Consider the following 22,403-nt stretch of genomic DNA (forward strand, 5'->3'; position numbering starts at 1 on the left):
AAGGGCGTAGGTCAGCCCTCCCGCTCCGACCTCAGGTAGCAGTTCTCGCGCGATGGCCAGCACGCGGTTGCGGGTGCGCTGCACACGCGGGTTGCTCGAGGTCGGCTGACGGCGGTGGAGAGGCTGCAGGCGCGGTCCAGACGCGGGGCGCGGGCCTCATCGGCCCTGTCCTTCAACGCTCTGACCGCGCGGCGGCATGGGCGGGACGCGTACGTGCTCGGGCCGGACGCCCACGCCGAGCAGGCGGCTCATCAGCGCCCGCACGAACGGTAGCCGGGCGATCGCGCTGAAGTCGGGCGGCTTAGCCTGTCCGCGGAGCGCGCGATCGATGCCGAACCGCTGGGCGCTGCGCTGCAGCGCCTGGGTCGCCACGGTGGGCGCCCATCTGCGCCGCTGCACGGCGGCGGTCGCCCGGTCGGGGACCGGCTTACCCTTCGCCTGTGCCCGTCGCAGGTGCCCGGTCAGGAGGTTGGCGGCGGCGACGGCGTCCTGCACCGCGAGGTTGATGCCCACCCCCGCGATCGGCGACATGGCGTGGGCGGCGTCGCCGATCAGCAGCAGCCCCGGCACGTGCCAGCGGCGCAGCCGGTCGAGCCGGACCTCCAGGAAGCGGGTGTCGTCGAAGCCGGTCACCTCGCCAACCCGGTCGGCGAGGAAGCCGACGAGGCTCGCGACATCGTCGCGCAGCGTCTGGATCCCCGCTCTGCGCAGGTCGTCGTGGCCGCCCTTGCGGATCATGTAGGCGATGTTCCAGTACGCGCCCCGGTTGATCACCGCGACGGACTTCCCCGCTGCCATGCGCAGGTGGTAGCCCTCGTCCGGATCGGTGTCGCGGCGGGAGATCCGGAACTGCAGCACGTCCATCGGCGCGCCGAACTCGCGCGGACGCAGGCCGGACGCCCGGCGCACCGCGGAGTGCCGACCGTCGGCGGCCACCGTCAGGTGGGCCCGCACCTCGTGCTCGCCGTCCGGGTCGCGGAAGCGCACACCGGTGACGCGCCCGTCTTGTCGCACGACGTCGTGGGCCTCGGCCTGCAGGAGCAGGCGGAAGTGAGGGTAGCGGGCGGCCTCGGAGGTCAGCAGGTGGAGCAGGTCCCACTGCGGAACGAACGCGATGTAGGGATATCGCAGGCCAAGCGTGGAGAAGTCCGCCACATCCAGCCGGCGGCCGTCGCGGACGAACCCGACCGTCGACACCTTGTGATGCGGCAACGCCAGGAACCGGTCGATCAGCCCCAGCTCGTCCAGCACGTCGAGTGTGGACGGGTGGACGGTGTCGCCGCGGAAGTCACGCAGGAAGTCGGCGTGCTTCTCCAGCACCACCACCTCGACCCCGGCCCGGGCCAGCAGCAGCCCCAGGACGGCGCCGGCCGGGCCGCATCCGGCCACGCAGACGGTCGCCGTCGTCGTCGATCCGGTCACTCCGCATCACCCTTCGCCTTAGTAGACGTCAGCGTTCCTTATGTTGAGGGCAGAGTAGCCATCGCAGAGTTGGAGACGCAAGCGTCTACTATTATCGGCATGGCCGACAGCGGAACCCGAGACCAGACAGCGGCGCAGAGCCGCCGCCGCGGCGCCGTGCTGGAACAGGCGATCTACCAGGCGACCCTGCGCGAGCTCGCCACCCTCGGCTACAACGGCCTGACGATGGAGGGCGTGGCGCGACGCGCGCAGACCGGCAAGGCCGCCCTCTACCGCCGCTGGCCGTCCAAGAAGGACCTCGTCCTCGACGCCCTGCTCCACGCGCTGCCCGAAGCCCGCGAGATCGCCGCGTCCGACTCCGCCCGGGACAACCTGATCGCCGCGCTCACGATCATGTCCGACGCCCTCGCCGGCGAGATGGCCGCCCCCGGCCTCGGCGTCATGCTGGAAATGCTCCGCGAGCCGGAGCTCAGACAGGCATTCGGCTCCAGGATCATCGAACCGCGGCTGCGCCTCGTCGAGGCCATCCTGCACCGGGCCGCCGCGCGCGGCGAGCTCCGGGCCGACGCGGAGCTCCCGCTGATCGCCCGGACCGGCCCCGCCCTGGTCATGCAGACGTTCCTGCTCACCGGCACGCCACCGGCGGCCGCGGAGCTGTCCCGGATCGTGGACGCCGTCCTCATGCCCCTGCTCACCGAGCCCGGCCGATCGGAGGACGGCAGCCAGGATTGATCCCGGCTCGTGCCAGGCGCGATGGACGGCCCACGGTGACGATCACCACGGAGCACCGGCCACAAAGGCCGCAACGGCAGGCCGTGGTCGGCCGACTTCCCGTAGTACTGAGCCGACCCCGCCAGGGGAATATCCGCGCAACTCGCGGCCCAGCATCTCGCCCATGCCGAGAAGTGCCCGCTGACCAGCGCCAACGCCCCTTGCGTGTACCTGGTGACAGCTTCGTTAACGACAGGCCTCTTCCCGCCTCGCACCCATCCCCGGACTTGACCTGCTGGGCCACGGCGGCCAAAGCTCTGACGTGATGGAAGTCGGGGCGCCGATGGACATGTGGATGATCTTTGGCGTTCATTCCACCTTCCTGCCCGGCACCGACAAACGCTTCTTCTTCCGCCGCTTCCAGCCTTCAGCGTGAGCCACGTCCGTGGGAACGAAAACGATGGCCCGCGCGGGTGCGCGGGCCATCCATCCGCCAGCGATACGCCGAGGGCGGGGTGTCCCTCGCCGACCTGGCCACCGAAGTACAGCGTCGGACGCTCCACCATCCACCGCATCATCCACCTCGTCCACGCTGAACGGCTTGGTCAGGAACCCCACCGCGCCAGCGGCCAGCCCGCGCAGCAGGTCCGACCGCTCGTCCTGTCCTGGAGGCGTTGGAGACTTACGCGCCGGCGGGCGGCGGCTGGAGCTGACGAGCTGCCGGGAGTTCACCCCGACCGCCCGCGCCTACGCCGCTTGCCGGTTGATGTCCGAAGTCCGGCCACGCGCGAACGAGGTGAATCTGGCCAACCTCTCTGTTGACCGTCACCATCCCGCTCCCACTCAGCTGCCCCGCGCACGAGCGCTGTCTTGACGATGAGACGGCTGTCCGGCTCGCAGCGGCGCTGGAGGAGCCCGCACGCGACCGCCTCACCACCCGGACGTGCTGGCCGCTCAACGCCGTGAGCGCACCCGCGTCCGCTGGGGCGGACGTCCTCTCGAGCCCGCAGCCTGAAACCCGCCACCCGACCCGGTGATCGTTCCTGGTCACAGCACTAATTAGCAACCAAAGATCGCTAGCGCCTGCGCGCCCCGAGTTGTGAAGCCGAGCTGAAGCTCACCCCTCATATGCTCATCCAGGACATGCGACATGTGAAGGGAGACAGGCATGGATCTAGGCAACATCGCCGTCGCTGGTCGCCGGTTGACGGAGGCCGTCATGCGGACCGGCGACCAGTTCCTGGCTTTGTTGGTTCCAAGGCGCTTGGCGCAGGCGGCGGACTGCTGGTACCAGTACTGGAACGACGCGGACGGTCAAGGCAACGTTTGCTGGCAGCGTTGGTGCTGCCGCCCCGCTGCCGGCGGGCCGGCGCGCTGCGACCCGTATCGGGCCCTCTGCACCAACTGCAGCTGTCCGCCGCGGTAAGTCGCTCAGAGCACGACTTCGCGGGCCCCAGGTCCGGGCCCGGACAGTGGTCGGCATCCGGGAGTCGAACATCCACGAGTTGGCTTGGCATCCCCGGCACCTGCTGAGGGTGCCGACCACCGTCCGCACGCTGTCCTCGTTACTCCTGGCCACCTTGCACGCTGAGGAGGGTGTGTCGTTTCGGCGTAGTGCGGTGGTGGCCGCGGCTGGAGTTCGAGTCATCCTGCCCCGCGTCGAATGTCCGGAGTGTGGGCGGCGTGTTCCATCGCCCGGTCCAGTAGGAACTGCTCCAGAGGAACTGCTCCAGGTCTTTCCACTGAATGCTGCCCGGTGAGGGGTTCTTCCACGTCAGGTACTTCATCACCAGCTTCAGGTGATCACTGCGGGTTTGCGGGCGGTTCTTCGTGGCTCGCGCGTACTGTTCCAAACATCCCCTGGGAACACCGCCATCTGCCCTGCTAACCGCACCAACGCAGCCCGCGGGACCTCCTGGAGGTTGTCGGGGATGTATCCGAGCCACGGCAGCGTGCACAGTTGTACGGCAAGCCCCAAGCGCGCTTCCGGTCCCCGACCCGGCGCATCCAAGAATGCGTGCTCGCGCGACGTCAGCGTGAAGTACTTGATCAGTTCCTCGCGCCCGATGTCCGGGAACGACCGAAGACGCTCCAACTGCTCATGCGACCGAAACCTCGTCGACATCCGAGTCACAGATCATCCAGTTCGTGACGAACCGTAGCAGAGATGATCAACAAGAACCGTGGAACGCGAGAACCCGCAGGTCAGACCTTAATCCGTTGGATTTCCGCCGTTTGCTACGGGGTTAGTCGGATCGGTGTCAGATCGGCGTCACAACTCCCGCTGTCGGTCGCTTGAGTCGCTAACGTTGCCACTGACCAGCGAGCAACAGCTGGCATCGTCCGCGATTCGCGCGAGACCGAGCGCCTTCGAGGCGATCCACCGCACCTTCACCGGCAAGCCCCGGATGTCACCATCGCACTCCACACCTGAGCAATCAGTGCCTTCGCCCCTCGTCACCAAAAACCTTCTCGATGGACACAGCGCCTGCGCAGCATCGGCTTTCAGGATCGCATCGTCGAGGCGGGGCTGGATATCTTGATGGCAGCAGCTACGGTTCGAGGAGGTGGCGTCGTTCTCACCTTTCGGGTGCTAGGTCCGCTTGCCGCCTCTTTCGATGGCGAGCCAGTGGCACTCGGGCGGCCACGACAACGGTCCGTGATCGCCCGGTTGCTGGCGGCCGGAGGTCAGGTGGTCTCCGTCGACCGGCTGATCGAGGATGTGTACTCCGAGGAGGTGCCGCCCAAGGCGCTGGCAGCGGTGCAGGCCTACATTTCCCATTTGCGCCGCGTCCTGGAGCCGGACCGCCCGCCACGTACCCCTGCGAATGTGCTGGTGACCGTCCCGCCCGGATACGCGATCAGAGTGGATCCCGCGGCTGTCGATGCCTGGGACTTCGAACGCGCGGTCCGCGATCCGGCGGGCACTCCCGAGAAGCTGGCCAAGGCCTTGGAACTGTGGCGAGGGCCGGCATATGCGGAGTTCGTGGGGTCGCACTGGGCTGACGCCGAGATCGCCAGACTGGAAGAGTTGCGGCTGTCAGCCCTCGAACGGCACGCGGACGCAGTGATCAGGCTGGGCGGGGCGGCGTCCGCCGTACCAGATCTGGAACGGCTGGTCGCTGAGCATCCGTTGCGCGAAAGAGCCTGGGCGTTGCTGGCCAGAGCGCTGTACCGGTGCGGCAGGCAAGGTGAGGCGCTCGGCGCTCTGCGCAGGGCACGCGCTCGCCTGGCCGAGGACCTGGGGATTGACCCAGGGCCGGAATTGCGGCAGCTGGAGGCCGATGTCTTGGCACAGGCCGCGCACCTGACGGAGAACGCGTCGCTGCAGGCCTTGCCTGAGCGCCCGGTCGTGCTTTCTCAGCCCTATGTGGGGAGGCGAGCCGAGCTCGCCGCGGTCGCGGCAGTCGAGAGCGGCGTCGTCTTGGTCGGTGGTGAGCCCGGTGCCGGTAAGACCGCCTTTCTGGAGCAGGTGCGTGTCGCCAAGGGCTGGACGACTGGCTGGGGACGCTGCCCAGAATACGAGGGCGCTCCCCCAGCCTGGGCGTGGGCCGAGCTGTTGCGCCCGTTGGCGGCCCGTACCCCGCCTGAGGATCTGCAGGCCCTTGCACCGCTGCTCGCAGACATGCCCGCAGTGGGTGATGTGGCGGCGGCGAGGTTCCGCCTGCACCAGGCGGTCGGCGCGTTCCTCGCCTCCCGCGCGCCCGTGCTGCTGGTGCTGGACGACCTGCACCGCGCCGACGCGGAAACTCTGGCTCTGCTGACCCATGTGGTCTCGTCCACCAAGGGGCTGCCGGTGATCGTCATCGGCTCGTATCGGCACACCGCGATCACCGAGGACCTCGCCGACGCACTGGCCACGCTGGCCGCGCATGAGCCGGTCCGGATCGAGCTGGCCGGGCTGCCTCGGGCTGAGGTGGGTGACCTGGTACGGCTCATCTGCCCAGCCGACGACGACATCGTGGGCCAGATCGCCGAGCGCACCGGCGGTAACCCGTTCTTCGTCAGAGAGATGGCCAAACTGCTGAATGCGGAGGGGACGCTCGCCGTACCAGCCGGGGTTCGTGACGTACTGCGCCGCCGAGTCGCTCGTCTCCCCGCGCCCGCGCAGACTGTGCTGCGCACGATCGCGGTCATCGGCCGTGAGTGCGACCTCGACACGCTGACTGCCGTGAGCGATAGCACGGAGGACAGCCTGCTGGAGGCGGTGGAAGCCGGACTGGTCACAGGACTGCTGACCGAACGGGCCGACGCGCGGCTGGCCTTCTCCCACATGCTGGTCCGCGACATGTTGTACGACGACATCTCACGCAATCGCCGGCTGCGCCTGCATGAGCGTGTAGCTCGCGCCATCGAACGACACCATCCGGACGACGTCGCGGCCCTGGCATACCACTTCACCGCCGCCGGACGGGCGCCGGAAGCGGCACACTACTCTGGGCTGGCCGCACGTCAGGCCGAGCACCGCTTCGCTCATCACGAGGCCGCTGCGCTGTGGCAACAGGCGATCGATCACTTCCAGGGCGATCCCCGTGACCGGCTCGATCTGACACTGTCCATGGTGTCCGCACAGGCCAACACGGGCCGGCTCGTGCAGGCCCGTGCTCATCGGGAGGAGGCCATCAGGGCCGCCTTGCCATACGGCGATCCTCAGCTGCTGGCGCGGGTGATCGCTTCGTTTCGAGGTGCCCACCTTCTGGAGCAGCAGGGAGTACGGCAGGCTGGACACCGAACTCGTGGAGGCGGTCGAGCATGCTCTGGATGCCCTGCCACCGGCGGATGGTCTCGCCCGTTGCCGCCTGCTCACCGCACTTGCCTTCGAACTGGAGGGCGAGGCGACCGAGCGAGGGTACGACGCCTCGCGGGCGGCCGTCGCCATGGCACGACGGATGGGTGACCCTGATCTGCTCATCCTCGCGCTCAACGGCGCCTTCCACCAGACCTTCCGCCACGGTGGGCTGGCCGAACGCGAGCAGATCGGCCGTGAGCTCCTCGAACTGTCCGGCCCCAGAGTCACTGTCGAGGCGCTGGGCCACCTCATCCTCATGCTGTCGGCCACCAGCCGTGCCGACTTCACAGAGGCCGACGCGCACGCCTCGGAGGCCCTGCGGCTGGCGGAGAGCTATGACATGCCGATCTCCAAGGCTGCGGTGAGCTTCTATCGCGGGCTGCGCGCAGGCATGGCCGGGGACGACCGCGGAGCTGACGCCCACCTGCGGGCGGGAGCCGAGCTGGCCGGCCGGCTGGGCATGTGGCAGCACGAGGTCGGCCTGCTCGCCCTCGCCAAGTACGGCCTGCATCTGATGCGCGGGGACCTCACGCCGATGCTGCCCGAGCTGGCCGCTCTTGCCGCCCATGAGTCGTGGCGCGATCAATCGGCAGAGCTGTACGCGTTGGCGCTGTGTCACGCCGGACGGGTGATCGAGGCCCGGCAATGGGCGGGTCAGCATCCGCTACCCATCAGGCCTGATTACTTCTGGCACCTTCTCACGGCCGTTCGGGGCCTGCTCGGGGTCGCTCTCGGCGACACCGCGCGCGTTGAGCGGGCTTACCGGGCACTTCTTCCGTACGCCGAAAGCCGACGAATTTCAGGCGCATGACACTAGCCTATGGACCAGCTCGCGGCGCTACTCGACGGCCCGAGAGCCCACGGCGCCTTCCTGCTCCGCTCGCTCCTGGATCCGCCCTGGTCGCTGCGCATCCAGGACGAGGCCCCGCTGTCGGTGATCGCGCAGGTACGGGGCGAGTCGTGGATCAGGTTCGACGACGGCGAGCCCGTACGGCTGGAGCCCGGCCAGGTGGCCATCGCGCGGGGGCCGGAGCCGTACACGGTGGCCGACCACCCCGGCACCAAGCCGCAGGTCGTCATCCACCCCGGCCAGCACTGCACCACGCTCGACGGCGAGATCCTCTACCAGACGCTCGACCAGGGCCTGCGTACGTGGGGTAACAGCGCCGACGGCGGCACCATGCTGCTCACCGGCACCTACAACCTGGAGGGCGAGGTCAGCAGGCGGCTGTTCGAAGCGCAGTCATGGGCGGGGTTCCGGGTCTCGATGGCCAGCTGGTCTGCTGCCTGCCCGGCTGGTTCCGGTGAGCATTTCATCCTTGACCGGCCCGCGGGCTGGCCAAGCCAAGGAAGAAATCGCTCTTGTACCGCTGCTGAGGACGTCGGCGCGGGGTGCCCTCAGCAGCTGCTTGACACCTCGCCGGCTATCGCCGACTTGGCGAAGTGGTTCGCTGCGCTGCCAAGGTGGGAAGTGGATCAGTTCTGGGTGGCGGCGTTTCGGGCATTGACCACTCCGCGACCGTAGAAACCGTTGCGGGTGAGCGAGCCTTCGCACCGATGTGTCAACACTTCGGTTGTGCCGTTGGGCAGGTTCAGGGTGTAGGTGTACGAGCCTCCGGCTGGGCATGGCCGTGGGGTCGCCGAGGCATACAGTCGCCGTTCGATGGTCGTGGGGTCGATGTTGTATTCGCCACGCCGCAAGGGGTCGGCAAATCCGAACCGCGCGGCGAGGATGGCCGCGACGCCGCTGGCCATCGGGGACGAGAACGACGTTCCCTGAGCGTACCGGTAGTAGGCGCATGAATTACCACCGACCGCACAGTTGCGGATCACCGCTGGGCTGCTCGGGTTGCCGTTCGAGTCGATGAGGCCCTGCCTCTGCAGTACGGTCTCCGACGCGGTACTGAACGACCCCTTCGTGTCGTCCCTGGTATTGCTGGGGTTGTCGTGGATGTCACCGCCGGGTGCTGCCACGTCGGTCTGTTCGGTGCCGTAGTTGGAGTAGTGCGCCTTACGTCCGCTCGGCCCGGTCGCCGCCACCGTGACTACGTGCCCGGCCTCGGCTGGCAACAGGAGGCAGCTGTTGTCAATAGCGCGGGCGTGGGCGCTGTCGCTAGGAAACGTGGGACTGTGGTTGTCGACAGTCGGGTTGTTGAGGTCGATGCCCCGCCTGGTGATGTTGTTGCCGTTGCCTTCGCTCGCGACGGCCAGCACGCCGCGGTCGTGGGCGTAGTCGAGAGCTCGCTGCATCGCGACGACGATCGCCCGCTGTTCGGCCTGTTGCGTGGGCGAGTCGGCGGGGTTGTCCGGGCATGCGAAGAGCCAGGGATCGAGGCCGAAGCTCATGTTGACGATGTCGATGCCCTGATCCACCGCGTGAGTAAGGGCGTCTACCACCGGCTGCACGAAGATGTAGCCGTCATCGGTGACGACCCGCAGGCTGGCGAGCCTGGTTTTCGGTGCGACTCCGGAGATACCAAGGCCATTGACCGCGGCGGCGATATGGCCGGCGACCTGCGTGCCATGACCGGTGCTGTCCGTAGTGGGCGCGGCACCGTGGCCTGCCATGCCCGGCAGAAGCAGGTTGCGGGAGCGGGACGGGATCAGATTGGAGGCGAGGTCGGGATGGTCAGCGTCGACACCACTATCCATCACGCCCACGATTACGCCCCAACTGCCCTGATGGATGGCTTGCGATTCGTGAGACATCCCATCGACTGCGTCCAGATCCCACTGGAGACTTTCCAAGGGCTCCGGCCTGGGTTCGGGTACAGGATCGATATCGAGCGGTGCGGCCGGACTGTATACAGTGGATCCGCGGTAACCGGGAACGGGCTGTGCTTCCCTGATATCACGTGCCGGACGGCCCGCCCGTCCGATCGACCGGCTCAAGCCGGCCGCCGCCACCGCTGGGTTCCTGCGAAGTTGCCCGTCGAACCCCGCCGTCGACGAACGGACCGTGAGGATACCGGTGGCCTCGTTGTGCCGGAGAATCGTTCCGCCCTTGGCCGCGATGACCGCCTGGATCTCATCCGACGAAACGCCCAAGGCCGAGACGACCAAATAATTGCTGGGCGGCACGGCGGCTTCGGCTCCACCGGCGGTTGGGCCCGCAATGACAGCCAAGGCGAGCAGGGCCACGGACGCGGCATACGCTCGGAATCTGGCTTGAGGTAACAAGGACACTCCTTTGATGAGCGGCGGTCAGGAGCACCGCGTGGGACGTTGGTGGCCCCCGTTGTATCAACGGCGCGTCTTCACATCACATTCAACGAGACCCAAGCTCCGTAGTTCGCGTGTCGCGTCCGAGATGCGGTGTAAATAGCTCACGAGCGTGGGTTCCGTGTTGAACCGCCAAGTTCGCACGAAGAAAGGCCCCACGCTCGTGACCCGTCGAGTATCGCCTACCCAGGCCATCCGTACCGAGATCGACGCCCTGTTCGCCTCCGATCGTGATTTGGTCGAGGTCATCGAGGACGTCGCCCGGCTCGGCGCCCGTCTGATCATCCAGACCGCCGTCGAAGCCGAGGTCGACGGCCGCGCCCGCTATCAGCGCGCCGCCACCGTCGCCGCCGAGGAAAGCAACGAGGAAGACAGAGCGGTGCGGCCGGGCTACCGCAACGGCCACTGCCCGACCACCGTCAAGACCACCAGCGGCCCGATCACCACCGCCCGGCCCAAGCTGCTCGGGACCACCGAGAAGTTCGCCTCCCGCCTGTTCGGCACCGGCGTCACCCGCACCCACGCCCTGGAGACATTCGTGATCGCCTCCTTCGTGCGCGGCATGAGCGTGCGCGACGTCGAGGGCGCCCTCGACGACGCGCTCGGCCCCGAGGCGGCCCTGTCCAAATCGACGGTCTCGACCATCTGCCAAGCCATCGTGGCCGAGTACGACGCCTGGTGCCGCCGCGACCTGAGCACGGTGGAGCTGGACTACCTGTCCCTGGACGCCTCGCACTTCAAAATGCACGACGGGAGCCGGGCCGAGCCGATCCTGGCCGCCTGGGGCATCACCACCGCCCGGCAAGCCCGTCTTCGTCGGCCTGGCCGCCACCGCAGCCGAGTCCACCGACGCCTGGCACGACTTCCTGTCCGACCTGGTCGGCCGCGGCCTGAAGCCGCCGCTGCTGATCATCTCCGACGGCGCGCCCGGTCTGATCAGCGCTGCCGAGCAGGTCTTCCCCGCTTCGCTACGCCAACGGTGTCTGGTTCATCGAAGCTGTGAGGAAATAGGGCGTTGCTTTCTGATCTTGAGGTCGTTGAGGTGGTATGGCGATCTCCACCGAGGTCCGCGAGCAGCTCGCGCGGAAATTCGAGGCGTTACTCCCACACCTGAACGAACGACAGCAGCGGCTGATGCTCGGAACCGAGGCCTCAGTTCCTGGGACACGGCGGCATCCGAGCGGTCGCCCGGGCAGCCGAAAGTCAGCGAAACCACCGTGCGCAAAGGCGTCTTCGAACTTGAAAGCGGACTGCGTCCCTCGCCGGATGATCGCGTCCGACGATCTGGAGGTGGACGCAAGCCGGTGGCCGAGCACGACCCAGGCCTGGTGCCTGCACTATTAGCCCTGGTAGAACCCGATGAGCGAGGAGATCCAAGTCGCCGCTGAGGTGGACGACCAAGTCGCTGCGGCACTTGGCCGACGAACTGACGCGGCAGGGGCACGCGGTCTCGGCACCGACGGTCGGCGCGTTGCTGCGCCGCAACGGCTTCAGCCTGCAAGGCACGCGCAAGACCTTGGAGGGCACGCAGCATCCGGATCGAGACACCCAGTTCCGCTACATCAATGAACAGGTCAAACACCACCAGGCGACTGCAGAGCCTGTCATCAGCGTCGACACCAAGAAGCGGGAACAGCTGGGCCTGCTGCCCAACGCCGGCCGCGAGTGGCGGCCGAAGAGCGACCCGGTCCAGGTCGTCGACCACAGCTTCTTCACCGGCCCGGGTCCTGCGGTTCGGCTGCTCGTATGAGGCGATCGCCGACACGACCTGCTCGGCCACCACACTGCGCACCCGCCGCAACGAGTGGATCAAGCTGGGCATCTTCGCTCAGCTCAAGCAGATCGCCCTGGATGCCTACGATCGGATCGTCGGCCTCCTGCTGGAGGACGTGGCCGTCGATGGGTGCATCACCAAGGCGCCTGGCGGCGGGGAACTCGCCGGACCGTCCCCCGTGGATCGACGCAAGCTCGGCATGAAGCGGTCCCTGCTGGTCGAGGGCTACGGTATTCCGCTTGGCCGAGTGCTGGCGCCGGCCAACCGCAACGACTCACCTCTCCTGGCGCCCACCCTGGACCTGCTGGACGACCTCGGCCCGCTGCCCGACAACATCACTGTTCACCTGGACGCGGGCTATGACTCTGGCAAGACCCGGGACCTGCTGGAAGAACGCGACCTGATCGGCGAGATCGCCCGCAAGGGCGTCAAGGCCCCCGTCCAGGCCACACAGCGCTGGCACATCGAGCGGACCAACGCCTGGCACAACGCCTTCACCCGGCTGGCGCGCTGCCATGAACGGTGTACCCGCGTCGTCGAGGCGTTCTTCGACCTGGCTGACACCATCATCATCGTCCGTAACCTCATCCGCCGCGCATGGATCACTCACCGCTGGGAGACACGTCCCCCTCGACCCCGATGATCCTCACCAATCCGCGCGACCTCTAAGCAGTGTTGAGCCGGAGCAGTCGGTTGTGGTTTTCGACGGTGTGGTCGTAGTCGTGCAGGCTCACGTGGACGTGCCCGCCAGTGTTGTAGGTGGCGATGCCCCCATGCCGACGCACGATTTCGCAGACCTTCTCGAAATTTCGCCAGGTCTGCGGCTCGTCGTACATGATGGGGGAGACGATCTCGCCAGCCACGGTGGAGTCCGATTCCAGTCGCCAGCCGTTGGGGGCGTCAGTGTAGCCCTCGTACATATTGGCGTGATAGCGGCCTTGGGTACGGTGCCGACTGAGTCCCGCAGCATACAGGTCTCGGGCGATGGCCTCCCGGGCTTCATTATCGTCGGCGCCCGACAGATCGAATTCGATCTCCACACCGAAGGCGCGGCCGCCCTCGCGCTCGCCCAACCCGTCGGTGGCATCCTCGTACATGTAGGGAATGACTTGCTCGCCGCGTTCCCTGCGACTTCGTGCCTCGTCGTAGGCATGCTGGAAGGCCGCAGGATTGTCGGTGTAGCTCACCTCGACGGTGTCGTCGGCCCACTGTTCGCGAAGATGTTGCTGGGCTTGCCCAGCCCGCTGGCGCGCCTCGGCCAGGTCGATGAGAACCTCTTGTTCCGCTCCAACCGGCCGGATATCGGCGTACGACTCGGCGACCGGGTCCACCGGGCCGGCAGAAGCGTCCCCGCGGCCGCCCACGGTGATGACCTCAGCCGGGCTCGTGCCACGGGCCGGGCGGCCACCATCGTTCCCTGGTCCCGGGGGCGATGTGGGTGCGGTCGGAGCGACCACGCGGTGGACATGCGACGATCGTGTTCCTCTACCCATGGATCCGTCCTGCCGCTCAGGTGTCGATGTCCGGTGTCGACGGATCTCTGCGGGCGAGCCCGATCCACCCCGCCGCGGCCAGGGACTCCAGGAGGCTCCACTCGGTGCTGGGGTCGAGCCAGACCATCGCGTCATCGGTGCCCGCCGGCCGGGTCAGCGCTCCGCCAGGTGCGTAGAAGGTGGTGACGAGGACCAGCGGCACTGGCGCGGTCCACGTCGCGGGACTCGGTGGCTGGTCACGATCACCCAGCAGAATGGCGCGCTGCTCAGCTGTGCACTGGGCGAGAGCCCCGGAGTCGACGTTCAATTGGGCTTGCAGGGCGACTTGCACATCAACAGCGGCGCGGATGCGGCGTTGTTCCTGCCGGTGGGGGTCTTCCTGCTGATAGCCGGGCAGCAGGACGCCGAGAATTTCAGCGGGTGAGTCAGCGTAGAGGCGCCAGCGGCCGGCGTCGTAGATAATCTCGATGTCGTAGTAGCCTCCCTCGGATCGCTGCGGGGGGTGCACCGGGGTGTCGTCAGTCGGGTTAGGGGTGCGGATAATCATCCGGTTCCTTCTAGGAGTGTGTGGTAATAGGTGACGTTGGCCGCGAAGAGGTCGGGAACGTGCCAGTCCACGGGATGGCGGCCAGCTGCGGTCATCACGGTTCCGTGTCGCGCGTAGTGCAGCGGGCTCTGGGCGATCACATGGGTGCGGGCGCCGAACAGGGCGACGAGTTCGGCGATGCGGGAGGCTCGGCTAGTTCCGCAGAGCATTACCGGCAGGTCGGGGGGCAGGGTCGCCGCGATCAGCGCGAGGCCGGGGAGAGCGAGGTCGTGCCAGGCTCGATCGGTCCGTAGGGTCTGTAGGTTGCAGGCCACCGCAGCCGGTCCGGCCGGGTAGTGGTCGATGAGCCAGTCGAGGTATCGCTGAAGGTCCTCATGTCGGAACCAGTGGAGGGTCGGCGCGACGGATGCTCCAGCTGCGGCCAGTTCGGCGGCGACCATGAGACTGCGGCGCATGGCGATGAGGTGTTCGGACCGTGGTTGGTTACCGTAGATAGAGAAGTCCGGGCCGATCACGAGGTCCCACGATTGATCGGCGATGACTTCCGCTAGATGATCGACTCGGCGGCGGGTCCACAGGCCTTCCACCATGTCGTCGTCGGCGTGCCCGACCAAGATTGCCTGTTGCTCGGCGGACAGGCCCAGCATGGTGCGGGCATCGGCGCCCTCCCAGCGGGCGTAGATCTTTTGCGTTTCGGGGCTGAGGATTCGGCGCAATCCCAGCGCGTACGCCGGCCAGCCGAGCGCCGCGTCCAGCGCGCCGATGGCGGTGCTGTCGACTTGGGGGATCAGGCTGGGCAGGCCAGATGGCCGGACTCCGGGAACGTGAAGGTCGTCGAAGGTCAGTGGTCCGACATCGGTCATCCACGCGGCGATGTCGGTGCGGCTGCCGCACCTGACTGGGCACTGGCTGCACCCGCTGCGTTGTTCGGCGGCTCGCTGGTCGGCTGCGCGGCTGCAGGCGCAGTATTCGCAGGAGGCTGAGCAGCCTGAACACACCGGTTGCGAGGCGTCTGGGTTGCCTCTGTAGAAGGGGCAGACCGCGCAGTTGCAGCCGGCCGCAGGCGTCAACGGAAGCGCCGGACGTGTGTTCACGACGTCGCCTCCGCCGGTCGTGGCAGAAGCCGGTTGATCTCCGTGGCGAGCATGCGTAGAGAGCCGGTTGCGAACTGGTCGGCCGGAGTGGCGCCGCGGCGTAGTTGTGCGACCAGGTGGCGCATCGCCGTAATGGTGTTCTCCAGCAGGGAATGGTCAAGCGCAGCTGCGGGGTTTTCGGTTCCTGTCTGCCGGGCAACGCCGGCGGCGCTCGCGGGGAGGCGGGGTGGGTGTGGTCGTTCGACCAGCGCAACCACCTCGTCGACCGCCAACGTCGGCTGGCGGGCATGCTCTCGGGCGACGGCGGTGATCAGTTCGGGGCGGCCCTTGTCCTTGACCGCTTGCCACAGGTCCATCGCGAGCGCGGCCTGTCCTCCCGTTCCGCGCGCCAGGACTGCCCGGGTGGCCAGCGCCACCTGATGTGTGTCCAGATCCGTGCTGAGCTGCCGTGGCAGAGCCTTGAAAGCGGCGACGAGGGCGGAGGCTCTGCGGGGAGTCATTTCCAGGCCGAGACGTTGGAGGACGTCGCGCCAGGCTACGGCCAGGTCGGGGCGGCCGCTGTCATGGCGGAGCGCTTCCAGGTGATTCAAGCGACCGATGGGGTCGGGATCGCGGGTGATGCTGGCCTCGACGGCGACGCCGGCGGCGGTGAGGTTGTCGGTCAGCATGGCGCACCGCTGAAGGAGGAGCGCCGCGGCCAGCTCGCCGGGCTGAAGTTTCTCCCGTGCCAAGTTCTCAGCGAGCTGCCACCGTCGCCGCTCGGTCTCGGTCAGCGGACCTGGGCAGACGAGGGCTGGCACGCTGGCGAAGTTGGGGTGATTCGGATACAGGGTCGCGCCCATGCGGAGCGCGCTCAGCCGTCGCTCGCCGACGACAAGTCGGTGAGATACCGCTTCTTGTGACCCGCCCAGCCGCTCCACGCCTACCGGGTGCAGCAGCCCGAGTTCGGCAATCGAATTGATCAGGTCTGCCAAGCCTTCCCGAGTGTAGGCGGGGCCGGGCATTCTGCCCTGCACCTCGGTGAGCACAGCGCCGGGTCCTGTCAGGGGCAGGAGTTCGAGAGTGCGGCCGTTGGCGGGACAATGTCTCAGTGCGACATGGGATCGCTGATCGGCGCCGACCATGCCTGCTCTCCTTCTGGCGAGATGGATTTCACCGGCGCCCCGTACCCTGTCGTGGTGGTGTTGCGCGTGGTGTGACCGACCACGCTGGCGCGGACCATCGCGGCTGCGGCCAGTCACGCGGAGCGGAATCCGACGCACAGCACCTGCTCGCGTAGAACATGCACGATCTGTGCCGACGCCAGTGTATGATGATTTTTAATATTCAAAAGCAGGTTCGTCACGGAGCGCTGGTGAGAGGCCGCCCCCAGAGGATCCGCCTTGCTGCTCCTCCAGGGCTTCCTTGTCGCACCGTCGAACCATGACCCCCTGTAGATCAGCTCAGAGAATCCATGGCGCATGAGACCATCGCGTACGACGACGGCCCTCTGCTCACCCCATCGGAGGCCGATCAATGTTCCGCGTTGACCCGCGAACGGTCGCTCGCTGGGCAAAGGCGGGACGGCTGACCAGCATCCCGCACCCTCGGCGGTCACCGCCGGTTCTGGGAGCGGGAGATCCGCACATTGATCGACGACAGCCGGACACGCGGACGCCCTGACAACGACATCGGCCGCGCGCAAAGGCTCCTCGGAGAGTCCCGAACGTAGCGCGCGGCCCACCCCGAACCGAAACTTCCCGGACCTGCCGCCATCCGGCCGCCGAGGAGGTCTTCGGGGCAACCCCATCGCTTCGCGGCACAACCGGATGCGCGTGAGGCCGTTGACGTAGTCCAACAGATGAATTTTACTACTTATATGTGGTAGCGTCTCCCCGCTGGAGCGCGTCCACGCTCCACGGCCCTCACGTGGTATCACCTGCGGGGACACATACGATTGACTGGCGAGAGTGGCCGCCGTCCACGGCTCTGGTTACTTCTCGCGCTCTCGTGGAAGAGTTGACCGATATCTGTGAAGAGGGTAGGCGGTCCTGTCTCTCGTCTCGTGGTGGACGTTGGAAGATAGGAGGCCTCCACAGTGAACGATCACGAGCATGACGATGCGGTCCCGCAGACTCGCCTGGCTGACCGAATGGACTTGAACGCCATCGCCGAGCGATTGAAGTTGCCCAGGGACGAGGTTGGCGAATGGCCGGCCCGCTACAAGGCGACGCCGCGGCCGTTTCCGCGACCCTACAAGGGCACGTACCGCTGGAGCGAGGTCGAGCAGTGGCTGGATCGTCGCAACATGACCGTGGAGGAGATCGCCGATGAGCGCGGGATGAGCCCGCACACCATCGCCTTTCACCGGGGCAATGACGCCGCGTTTCCGCCACAGACGGGGCGGCGGGCGCAGGGCCGTGGGCGGCCGCAAGCGGTCTACGACGCGGCCGCCATCGTGCTGTTCTATGCGGACAAAGCCCATGCGTCCGCAGGGCGGGCAGTGAGCGGTGTCGATCGCATCTTGCATCGGGGCGACCCCGACGAACGCGTCGGTTGGAAGACGATCGCGGCCCGCTTGAATGTCAGCTACAACACCGTGAGATCGTTTCCTGCCCTGTATCGAGACACCGACAACCCCTTTCCGCTCAAGGGCGACGATGGGAAGCATCGCTGGGGTGACGTGTACAAGTGGAACGAGAACCGTCGCGGGTCGGGCCGGCGTGGTCCGCACACCGACACGGGGGCCAAGGACACGCGTTCACCGGCGCAGCGGCGCGCCCGTCGGCCGGAGGGCTTTGCCCCGGATGAGCAGGTGACGGACGCAACGATCGCTGAGCGTTTCGGTGTCGGGCTGGCGACAGTCAGCACGTGGCGCTCGAAGTACGCGTCCGCCGCCGTACCGTTCCCTCCGTTGGACAGGGCGAATCGAACCTGCCTGTGGGGGGATGTCGTGGCCTGGGACGACTGGCGGCATGGCGCCGTCGGCGAGCGCGAGGGGTAGCGGTGCGAAGCCGCACCACAATTCTCCAGTCGTCGGTCAGTGCCGGGCTCGGGCGAATTCCACGCTGGGCCACGGTGCGTCGGCACGTCCTGTGAGCTCGTGATACACCTGCGTCGTGGAGGGGTGGGGTTCTCCGTCCGGACTTACGTCGTTGATGGCATCCAGGCATTTATGCCACGTCTCGTGAACTCCGGCCGTGTTTCCCATCTCGTGCTCGGCACGCATCAACCAGCGCCAGAGCTGTTCTGCGGTGGGATCAGCGGACAGGCCAGTTCGCGCCGCTCGTGCCGCCCATTGGGGATGATCGGCCTGCAGCTCTAGACCGGCCAGTAGCTCAGCCGCGTCGACAGTTTCGGCGCGCATGCACTCCAGCAAAGGGGTGTCGACCCACCAGTAGTACGCCCCATCCAGCGGACGGCCGCGAACGAGCGCAAGGGCCGCGCGGAGATCATCTCTTCCGTCCAGGCCGTGTTCCGCGCCGCGCGCGATGAGCTCGCCGAACAGGGCCCAATCCAATGTGATGGCGTGAACACGGTAGATCTTGCTTCTGCTGTCGTAGACGATGCGCTCCGAGTCCTCAGATGCCGGGCCCAGCGCACGCCGAGTGCGGGTGATGAGCTGACGGAGGCTGTCTTGCGGCTTGGGATGGTCCGGGTCGCTCCCCAACAGGGTGGCCAATTGGATGTTGCTCAGACCTGACGGGTTCAGGGCGAGTGCCACGACGAGTTCCAGCTGCTTGCCCTGCAGCGGGGTGAGGCTCCCTTTCAGTTCAATCGGGCCAAGGACGTGGAGCGCGCACTCTGGTTCAGCTGAGGATGCTGAGGGTTGAGAGTGGGAGGCAACGGGACTTGCATCGGCCTCCTCGGCCGGGACGGCCGCCGTCGAGCTCGCGGTCGCGGTAAGAGGGAAGACACGCCGATCGGCCGGATAGGGCGGCGCGTCGGCCGGAACGTCGTCAAGGTCGGCGGCGGTCGTGAACAAGGCGGCGATGTCGGCGTAGAACTCGGGGGGCATCGCTTCCGGGTGCACCGTCAGCCCGACCGCCTCCAGGGTCATCTGCGGAGCCGCCCCTGCCGAGAGCTTGATGCGCGACGGGGCCAGGCGGGCGGTGTCCTCGTCGGCGGCGACGAGGGCGGCGATGCCTCCCTTTCCCGCGCTCAGGCCGGCTAGTCGACGCATCTGCGCAGGGGAGGGTATGACCCGGCTGACGAGTATGGTCAGCCGCCATTCATCAGCGTCAGGGTTGCGCAACCGTCGCTCGCGGACGTCCCCGGTCGTCCGCCGAGCCGGAGTTTCGAGGCTGGCTTGCAGTTCGCTGGCGCGTAGTTCGAGCAACGCGAGCGCCTCGTCAATGTCGGAGCAGGTGTGGACGCGATCGTTGAAGGCTTCCAGGTCATCGCATCCCACCAAGAGTGCGTCGAACCAGCCGGACCAGGGATTGGCGGCGGCCTCAGTGGCCGCCGTGCACAACACCTGATCGACGAGGTCGGCAGGGCCATAGCAGGCTGACAGGCCGAGCCGCTCGAGGTCGACGAGAAGATAGCCGCCGGTGTGGGTGCGGCCCGCGGTGAACAGGCCGGGTAAGGGATCGCCATGTCCGTACAGCCCAGCCAGCTCAACCACCTCGGCGTGGCCGTCCGTGTCCAAGCGCCATGCCATGCCGTCCGCGTCCGGGGCGTTCCGAAACGGTTCGGGTGCGCGCTCGGGGCGGGAACCCAGCAAGACCTCGAGGCTGTGCGAGGTCACGTGGACACCGACGATGTCGGGCATGGCCAGCGCGTCGCGGCGGACCGTGCCTGCCAGGACCCGCATCGCGGCGCGAAGGTCGTTGGCGCTGTCGGGAGTGGCCGACCGGCGCAGGCGCTGCTCGCGATCCTGCACCCGAGGCTGGTCCGGAAGTCTGATGCGCCGGCCAGTCCGCCGGTGCTGTCGCTGGGCGTGGCGGAACATCGCCAGTCGGGTGACGATACCGCCGGCCAGCATGCCCGAGGCGAACAGGCCGACGTCGACGGCCTCGACGGCCAAATCTGTGGAGGCACCCTCGTCGGGATGTGGGGAGAGGACCACCGAGGAGGGGACCGGACTGGTGGTGCTGGTTGCGGCTGTGGGAACGATGGCCGACGGTGTGCTGCTCGGCGTTGACCCGGGGGTCGCCGTGCGGTGGGGCTGGTCGAAGGGCGGAATTGCCTCATCGTGACCCTCGTGCTGCTGCGAGGTTGACGGCTCGGTGCGGTCAGCACGAGGTTGCTGATCGGGGGGCATGCGGAGCTTCCACCCTGGGTGGATCTCAGCCGGGTCGGTGAAGACACGTCCGTCGGTCATCGTGTGACCCAGATTCAGATTCACGATCTTCCGGTAGGCGTTGCCGTCGCCCAGCACCTCCTTCGCGATGCGCCACAGGCATTCCCCCGGCTTGACCACGTGTTCAGCCTGGGCCCGCTCCAGTCCGAGGATGGTCGGTGGCGCGGCCATGCCTGGGTCGGTCAGTGCGGTCGCGCTGATCGTGGGCGGCGGCGTGGCAGCGAAGGCAACCGCTGGTGAGCCCAGCGCGACGGCAATGGCTGTGATCAAGTGGGCGGCCAGGCGCTGCATCGCGCCGAGGCCGGGTACGCGGGTGGCGCTGGCACGACCACGGAGTCGAGCTGCGACCTCCAGGAGCACCGCAGTGGTGAAGGAGCCCCACGCCATCCACCCGATGATCTTGAGCGCAGCGAGTAGCAGGGTGCCGTCATCGGGCCGCGACAAAGCTGACACGATCTCCTGAAGCGACGGCAGGCTGGTGGGCAGGGGCGAGCCCGCCAGGACATACAAGGCCACGGGGCCACCGGCGATGAGGCATACGAGGATGACGAGTGCGGTCAGCCCTTGCATCATCGTGGTCAGGCCTTGGCGTGGCCGGACCGGTCGGGCGGTCATCGGGATGGTCCTTCCACACCGGTGATCAGATTGGCGGTGGCCGTTCCGGTCGCTGCCACCGACGAGATGCCCACCATGGACAGCATGAGCGTGGGCTGGCTGACGGTGACAGTGACGGTAATGGAGCGGTCGCCAGAGACCCTCACTGTGCCGGAGCGCTTTTGCCCGGCCAAATAGACATGGGCGGCGCGTGTGGCCTGCTCGGGGTTGATTCGCAGGTCGGCGATGCCGCGGGTGTAGGCGTCGGCGCGGTCGAGGCTGCCAGCCCCGGCCCGGGCGGCTTCCTCGGCCAGGGCGGCAGCTTCTCGGCCAGCCCGGAGTTTTTGCCCGCCGTCGACCAGCAGGCCCAAGACAGTCAGCACTGCCACGGCCAAGATGACCGCGAAGAGGGTGACGGAGCCCCGCTCACGTCGTCCCGATCGCAGCCGTTCCAAGGCGGGCATATTCGGCCTTTTCATCTAGCTTCTCCCCCGGAATGGATCAAGAGGGCTGGTGAAGTTGGCGGTGATGGTCTTGCTTCCGGGCATCCCGGGAATCGTCACATCGCCCAGGGCCACCGTGCAGGTCACGCGGGCGGACACCGTGGCCGGGCTGCCTACCGGGGCGCCGAATCCAGTGGTGTCAATATGTACTTGGGGAGCGCAATGGAGGCTTTCCGCCTGCAGCAGGGAGGCGGCGCTGGTCAGGGCCGCCTGCTGAGCGGCAAGCGGCGTGCGCGCGAGCGACGCCTGGCGAGCCGCATCACGTGCGGCCGCCTCCACCGCGGCGTGCGCGATCACGATGCGCCCTGCGACGATCGCAGCGAGGATCAACAAAAGCAGCGGCGGAAAGATCAGCACGGTCTCGATGACCACATTGCCCCGTTCGCGACGTGACACGTTCATGGCCGCTCCCCAGGGTGCTGTGGCGTGGTGAATCGTTCGCGGGGGCCGCGGGCCTGCTGTTGTACCGACAGGGAAAGCCCGGGCACCAGCGACGGGACCGTGGCCGACACCTGCACTTCGATGTCGGTGCCGACGGCACGCACGCTGACGCGCACGTCGTCGAGCAGGCCATCACCCACGTCAGTCGCGAAGCGGTCGGCGGTGCTCGCCCCCGACCGGAGTGGAGCATCTTGACTACGAGCGATCCGCACACCTTCCTGTGCTGCGGCCAGCGCCGTGGCGCGCGCGAGGAACCACAGTCCCACCTGCACCCGCGTTCCGCAGCTAATTCATGATCCAGGGCATGTTCGGGCCTGAACCCGCAGGTCAGCGCGGTCTGGCCTGGTGGAAGCGGCGGAAAGCCCTAGTGACACGACTTTGCCGATAACCCCATCACGACGTGCACACACACTGCTACGGTCTGATGACATGTTCGTCAGGACAGCGACCCGGAAGAACAAAAACGGCACCACGGTGCGATACCTCCAACTCGCCCACAACGAGTGGGATCCCATCGCCAAAGCCGCCA

15 protein-coding genes and 5 pseudogenes are annotated in these 22,403 nt (G+C 67.3%); 9 read left to right on the top strand and 11 right to left on the bottom strand.

The window, feature by feature from the left end; translation table 11 throughout:
• Positions 1-156: 156 nt before the first annotated feature.
• A complete protein-coding gene (locus E1294_RS41965) occupies positions 157-1,422 on the bottom strand; it encodes an FAD-dependent oxidoreductase (RefSeq protein WP_132516668.1) in 1,266 nt (421 codons plus the stop codon).
• Positions 1,423-1,521: 99 nt separating this feature from the next.
• Here E1294_RS41965 and E1294_RS41970 point away from each other — a divergent pair, with 99 nt between their 5' ends.
• Positions 1,522-2,154: a TetR/AcrR family transcriptional regulator gene (locus E1294_RS41970; RefSeq protein WP_132516670.1), complete on the top strand. Its 633-nt coding sequence runs from the start codon at positions 1,522-1,524 to the stop codon at positions 2,152-2,154.
• 1,774 nt (positions 2,155-3,928) lie between these two features.
• Here the strand turns inward: E1294_RS41970 and E1294_RS41980 are convergent.
• Positions 3,929-4,258, bottom strand: a complete 330-nt coding sequence (locus E1294_RS41980; protein ID WP_132516672.1) for a DUF4158 domain-containing protein — start codon at positions 4,256-4,258, stop codon at positions 3,929-3,931.
• Between the two features lie 417 nt (positions 4,259-4,675).
• On the opposite strand from E1294_RS41980, the gene E1294_RS41985 reads away from it, so the two are divergent.
• From E1294_RS41985 to E1294_RS58495, 3 genes and pseudogenes are all read left to right on the top strand, one after another.
• Positions 4,676-7,030 (top strand): ATP-binding protein, encoded by a 2,355-nt coding sequence (locus E1294_RS41985; protein ID WP_132516674.1) that lies wholly within the window; start codon positions 4,676-4,678, stop codon positions 7,028-7,030.
• Positions 7,023-7,733 carry a hypothetical protein gene (locus tag E1294_RS41990; RefSeq protein ID WP_132516676.1) on the top strand — a complete coding sequence of 237 codons (711 nt, stop codon included), beginning with the start codon at positions 7,023-7,025 and terminating at the stop codon, positions 7,731-7,733. Before E1294_RS41985 ends, E1294_RS41990 begins: the two co-directional genes overlap by 8 nt.
• 9 nt (positions 7,734-7,742) lie before the next feature.
• A pseudogene (locus tag E1294_RS58495) lies at positions 7,743-8,162 on the top strand (cupin domain-containing protein); the annotation flags it as partial.
• 236 nt (positions 8,163-8,398) lie between these two features.
• Here E1294_RS58495 and E1294_RS42000 read toward each other — a convergent pair.
• Entirely contained in the window at positions 8,399-10,063 is a 1,665-nt protein-coding gene (locus E1294_RS42000; protein WP_132516680.1) for a S8 family peptidase, read from the bottom strand.
• A 244-nt stretch (positions 10,064-10,307) separates the two neighbouring features.
• Here E1294_RS42000 and E1294_RS42005 point away from each other — a divergent pair.
• The 3 pseudogenes from E1294_RS42005 to E1294_RS42015 all read left to right on the top strand — a co-directional run.
• A pseudogene (locus tag E1294_RS42005) lies at positions 10,308-11,142 on the top strand (IS256 family transposase); the annotation flags it as partial.
• Positions 11,143-11,191: 49 nt separating this feature from the next.
• A pseudogene (locus tag E1294_RS42010) lies at positions 11,192-11,855 on the top strand (ISAzo13 family transposase); the annotation flags it as partial.
• A gap of 10 nt (positions 11,856-11,865) precedes the next feature.
• Positions 11,866-12,561: pseudogene (locus E1294_RS42015) on the top strand (IS5 family transposase); the annotation flags it as partial.
• A 22-nt stretch (positions 12,562-12,583) separates the two neighbouring features.
• Here the strand turns inward: E1294_RS42015 and E1294_RS42020 are convergent.
• From E1294_RS42020 to E1294_RS42035, 4 genes are all read right to left on the bottom strand, one after another.
• Entirely contained in the window at positions 12,584-13,249 is a 666-nt protein-coding gene (locus E1294_RS42020; protein WP_220448243.1) for an amidoligase family protein, read from the bottom strand.
• A gap of 178 nt (positions 13,250-13,427) precedes the next feature.
• Positions 13,428-13,958 (bottom strand): hypothetical protein, encoded by a 531-nt coding sequence (locus E1294_RS42025; RefSeq protein WP_132516686.1) that lies wholly within the window; start codon positions 13,956-13,958, stop codon positions 13,428-13,430.
• Positions 13,955-14,821, bottom strand: coding sequence for a DUF4417 domain-containing protein (locus tag E1294_RS42030; protein ID WP_220448244.1), 867 nt, complete (start codon positions 14,819-14,821; stop codon positions 13,955-13,957). Before E1294_RS42030 ends, E1294_RS42025 begins: the two co-directional genes overlap by 4 nt.
• A gap of 227 nt (positions 14,822-15,048) precedes the next feature.
• A complete protein-coding gene (locus E1294_RS42035) occupies positions 15,049-16,176 on the bottom strand; it encodes a ParB N-terminal domain-containing protein (RefSeq protein WP_132516690.1) in 1,128 nt (375 codons plus the stop codon).
• Positions 16,177-16,505: 329 nt separating this feature from the next.
• On the opposite strand from E1294_RS42035, the pseudogene E1294_RS56595 reads away from it, so the two are divergent.
• Positions 16,506-16,763, top strand: a pseudogene (locus E1294_RS56595) (BldC family transcriptional regulator).
• Between the two features lie 366 nt (positions 16,764-17,129).
• A complete protein-coding gene (locus E1294_RS42045; RefSeq protein ID WP_132516692.1) occupies positions 17,130-18,035 on the top strand; it encodes a hypothetical protein in 906 nt (301 codons plus the stop codon).
• Positions 18,036-18,071: 36 nt separating this feature from the next.
• On the opposite strand, the gene E1294_RS42050 is transcribed toward E1294_RS42045, so the two are convergent.
• Genes E1294_RS42050 through E1294_RS42065 form a run of 4 tightly spaced genes read right to left on the bottom strand, consistent with a single transcriptional unit; the run spans position 18,072 to position 22,146 of the window.
• Positions 18,072-20,951: an AfsR/SARP family transcriptional regulator gene (locus E1294_RS42050; RefSeq protein WP_132516694.1), complete on the bottom strand. Its 2,880-nt coding sequence runs from the start codon at positions 20,949-20,951 to the stop codon at positions 18,072-18,074.
• Positions 20,948-21,409: a pilus assembly protein TadG-related protein gene (locus E1294_RS42055; RefSeq protein WP_342775144.1), complete on the bottom strand. Its 462-nt coding sequence runs from the start codon at positions 21,407-21,409 to the stop codon at positions 20,948-20,950. Before E1294_RS42055 ends, E1294_RS42050 begins: the two co-directional genes overlap by 4 nt.
• The gene (locus E1294_RS42060; RefSeq protein ID WP_132516696.1) at positions 21,410-21,835 is read right to left on the bottom strand and encodes a TadE/TadG family type IV pilus assembly protein; all 426 of its coding nucleotides are present in this window, start codon (positions 21,833-21,835) and stop codon (positions 21,410-21,412) included.
• Complete coding sequence (locus E1294_RS42065; RefSeq protein WP_132516698.1) at positions 21,832-22,146, bottom strand: pilus assembly protein; 315 nt, start codon at positions 22,144-22,146, stop codon at positions 21,832-21,834. The genes E1294_RS42060 and E1294_RS42065 overlap by 4 nt, the downstream gene beginning before the upstream one ends.
• Between the last annotated feature and the right edge of the window lie 257 nt (positions 22,147-22,403).

Source organism: Nonomuraea diastatica, from assembly GCF_004349015.1.
Taxonomy (GTDB): domain Bacteria; phylum Actinomycetota; class Actinomycetes; order Streptosporangiales; family Streptosporangiaceae; genus Nonomuraea; species Nonomuraea diastatica.

What these genes read in the sequence shown, in the direction of transcription:
- E1294_RS42035 (WP_132516690.1), bottom strand. Translation starts at nt 16,176, where the DNA reads ATGGTCGGCGCCGATCAGCGATCCCATGTCGCACTGAGACATTGTCCC.
- E1294_RS42025 (WP_132516686.1), bottom strand. Translation starts at nt 13,958, where the DNA reads ATGATTATCCGCACCCCTAACCCGACTGACGACACCCCGGTGCACCCC.
- E1294_RS42060 (WP_132516696.1), bottom strand. Translation starts at nt 21,835, where the DNA reads ATGAACGTGTCACGTCGCGAACGGGGCAATGTGGTCATCGAGACCGTG.
- E1294_RS41990 (WP_132516676.1), top strand. Translation starts at nt 7,023, where the DNA reads ATGGGTGACCCTGATCTGCTCATCCTCGCGCTCAACGGCGCCTTCCAC.
- E1294_RS42055 (WP_342775144.1), bottom strand. Translation starts at nt 21,409, where the DNA reads ATGAAAAGGCCGAATATGCCCGCCTTGGAACGGCTGCGATCGGGACGA.
- E1294_RS41970 (WP_132516670.1), top strand. Translation starts at nt 1,522, where the DNA reads ATGGCCGACAGCGGAACCCGAGACCAGACAGCGGCGCAGAGCCGCCGC.
- E1294_RS42050 (WP_132516694.1), bottom strand. Translation starts at nt 20,951, where the DNA reads ATGACCGCCCGACCGGTCCGGCCACGCCAAGGCCTGACCACGATGATG.
- E1294_RS42030 (WP_220448244.1), bottom strand. Translation starts at nt 14,821, where the DNA reads ATGACCGATGTCGGACCACTGACCTTCGACGACCTTCACGTTCCCGGA.
- E1294_RS41985 (WP_132516674.1), top strand. Translation starts at nt 4,676, where the DNA reads ATGGCAGCAGCTACGGTTCGAGGAGGTGGCGTCGTTCTCACCTTTCGG.
- E1294_RS41980 (WP_132516672.1), bottom strand. Translation starts at nt 4,258, where the DNA reads ATGTCGACGAGGTTTCGGTCGCATGAGCAGTTGGAGCGTCTTCGGTCG.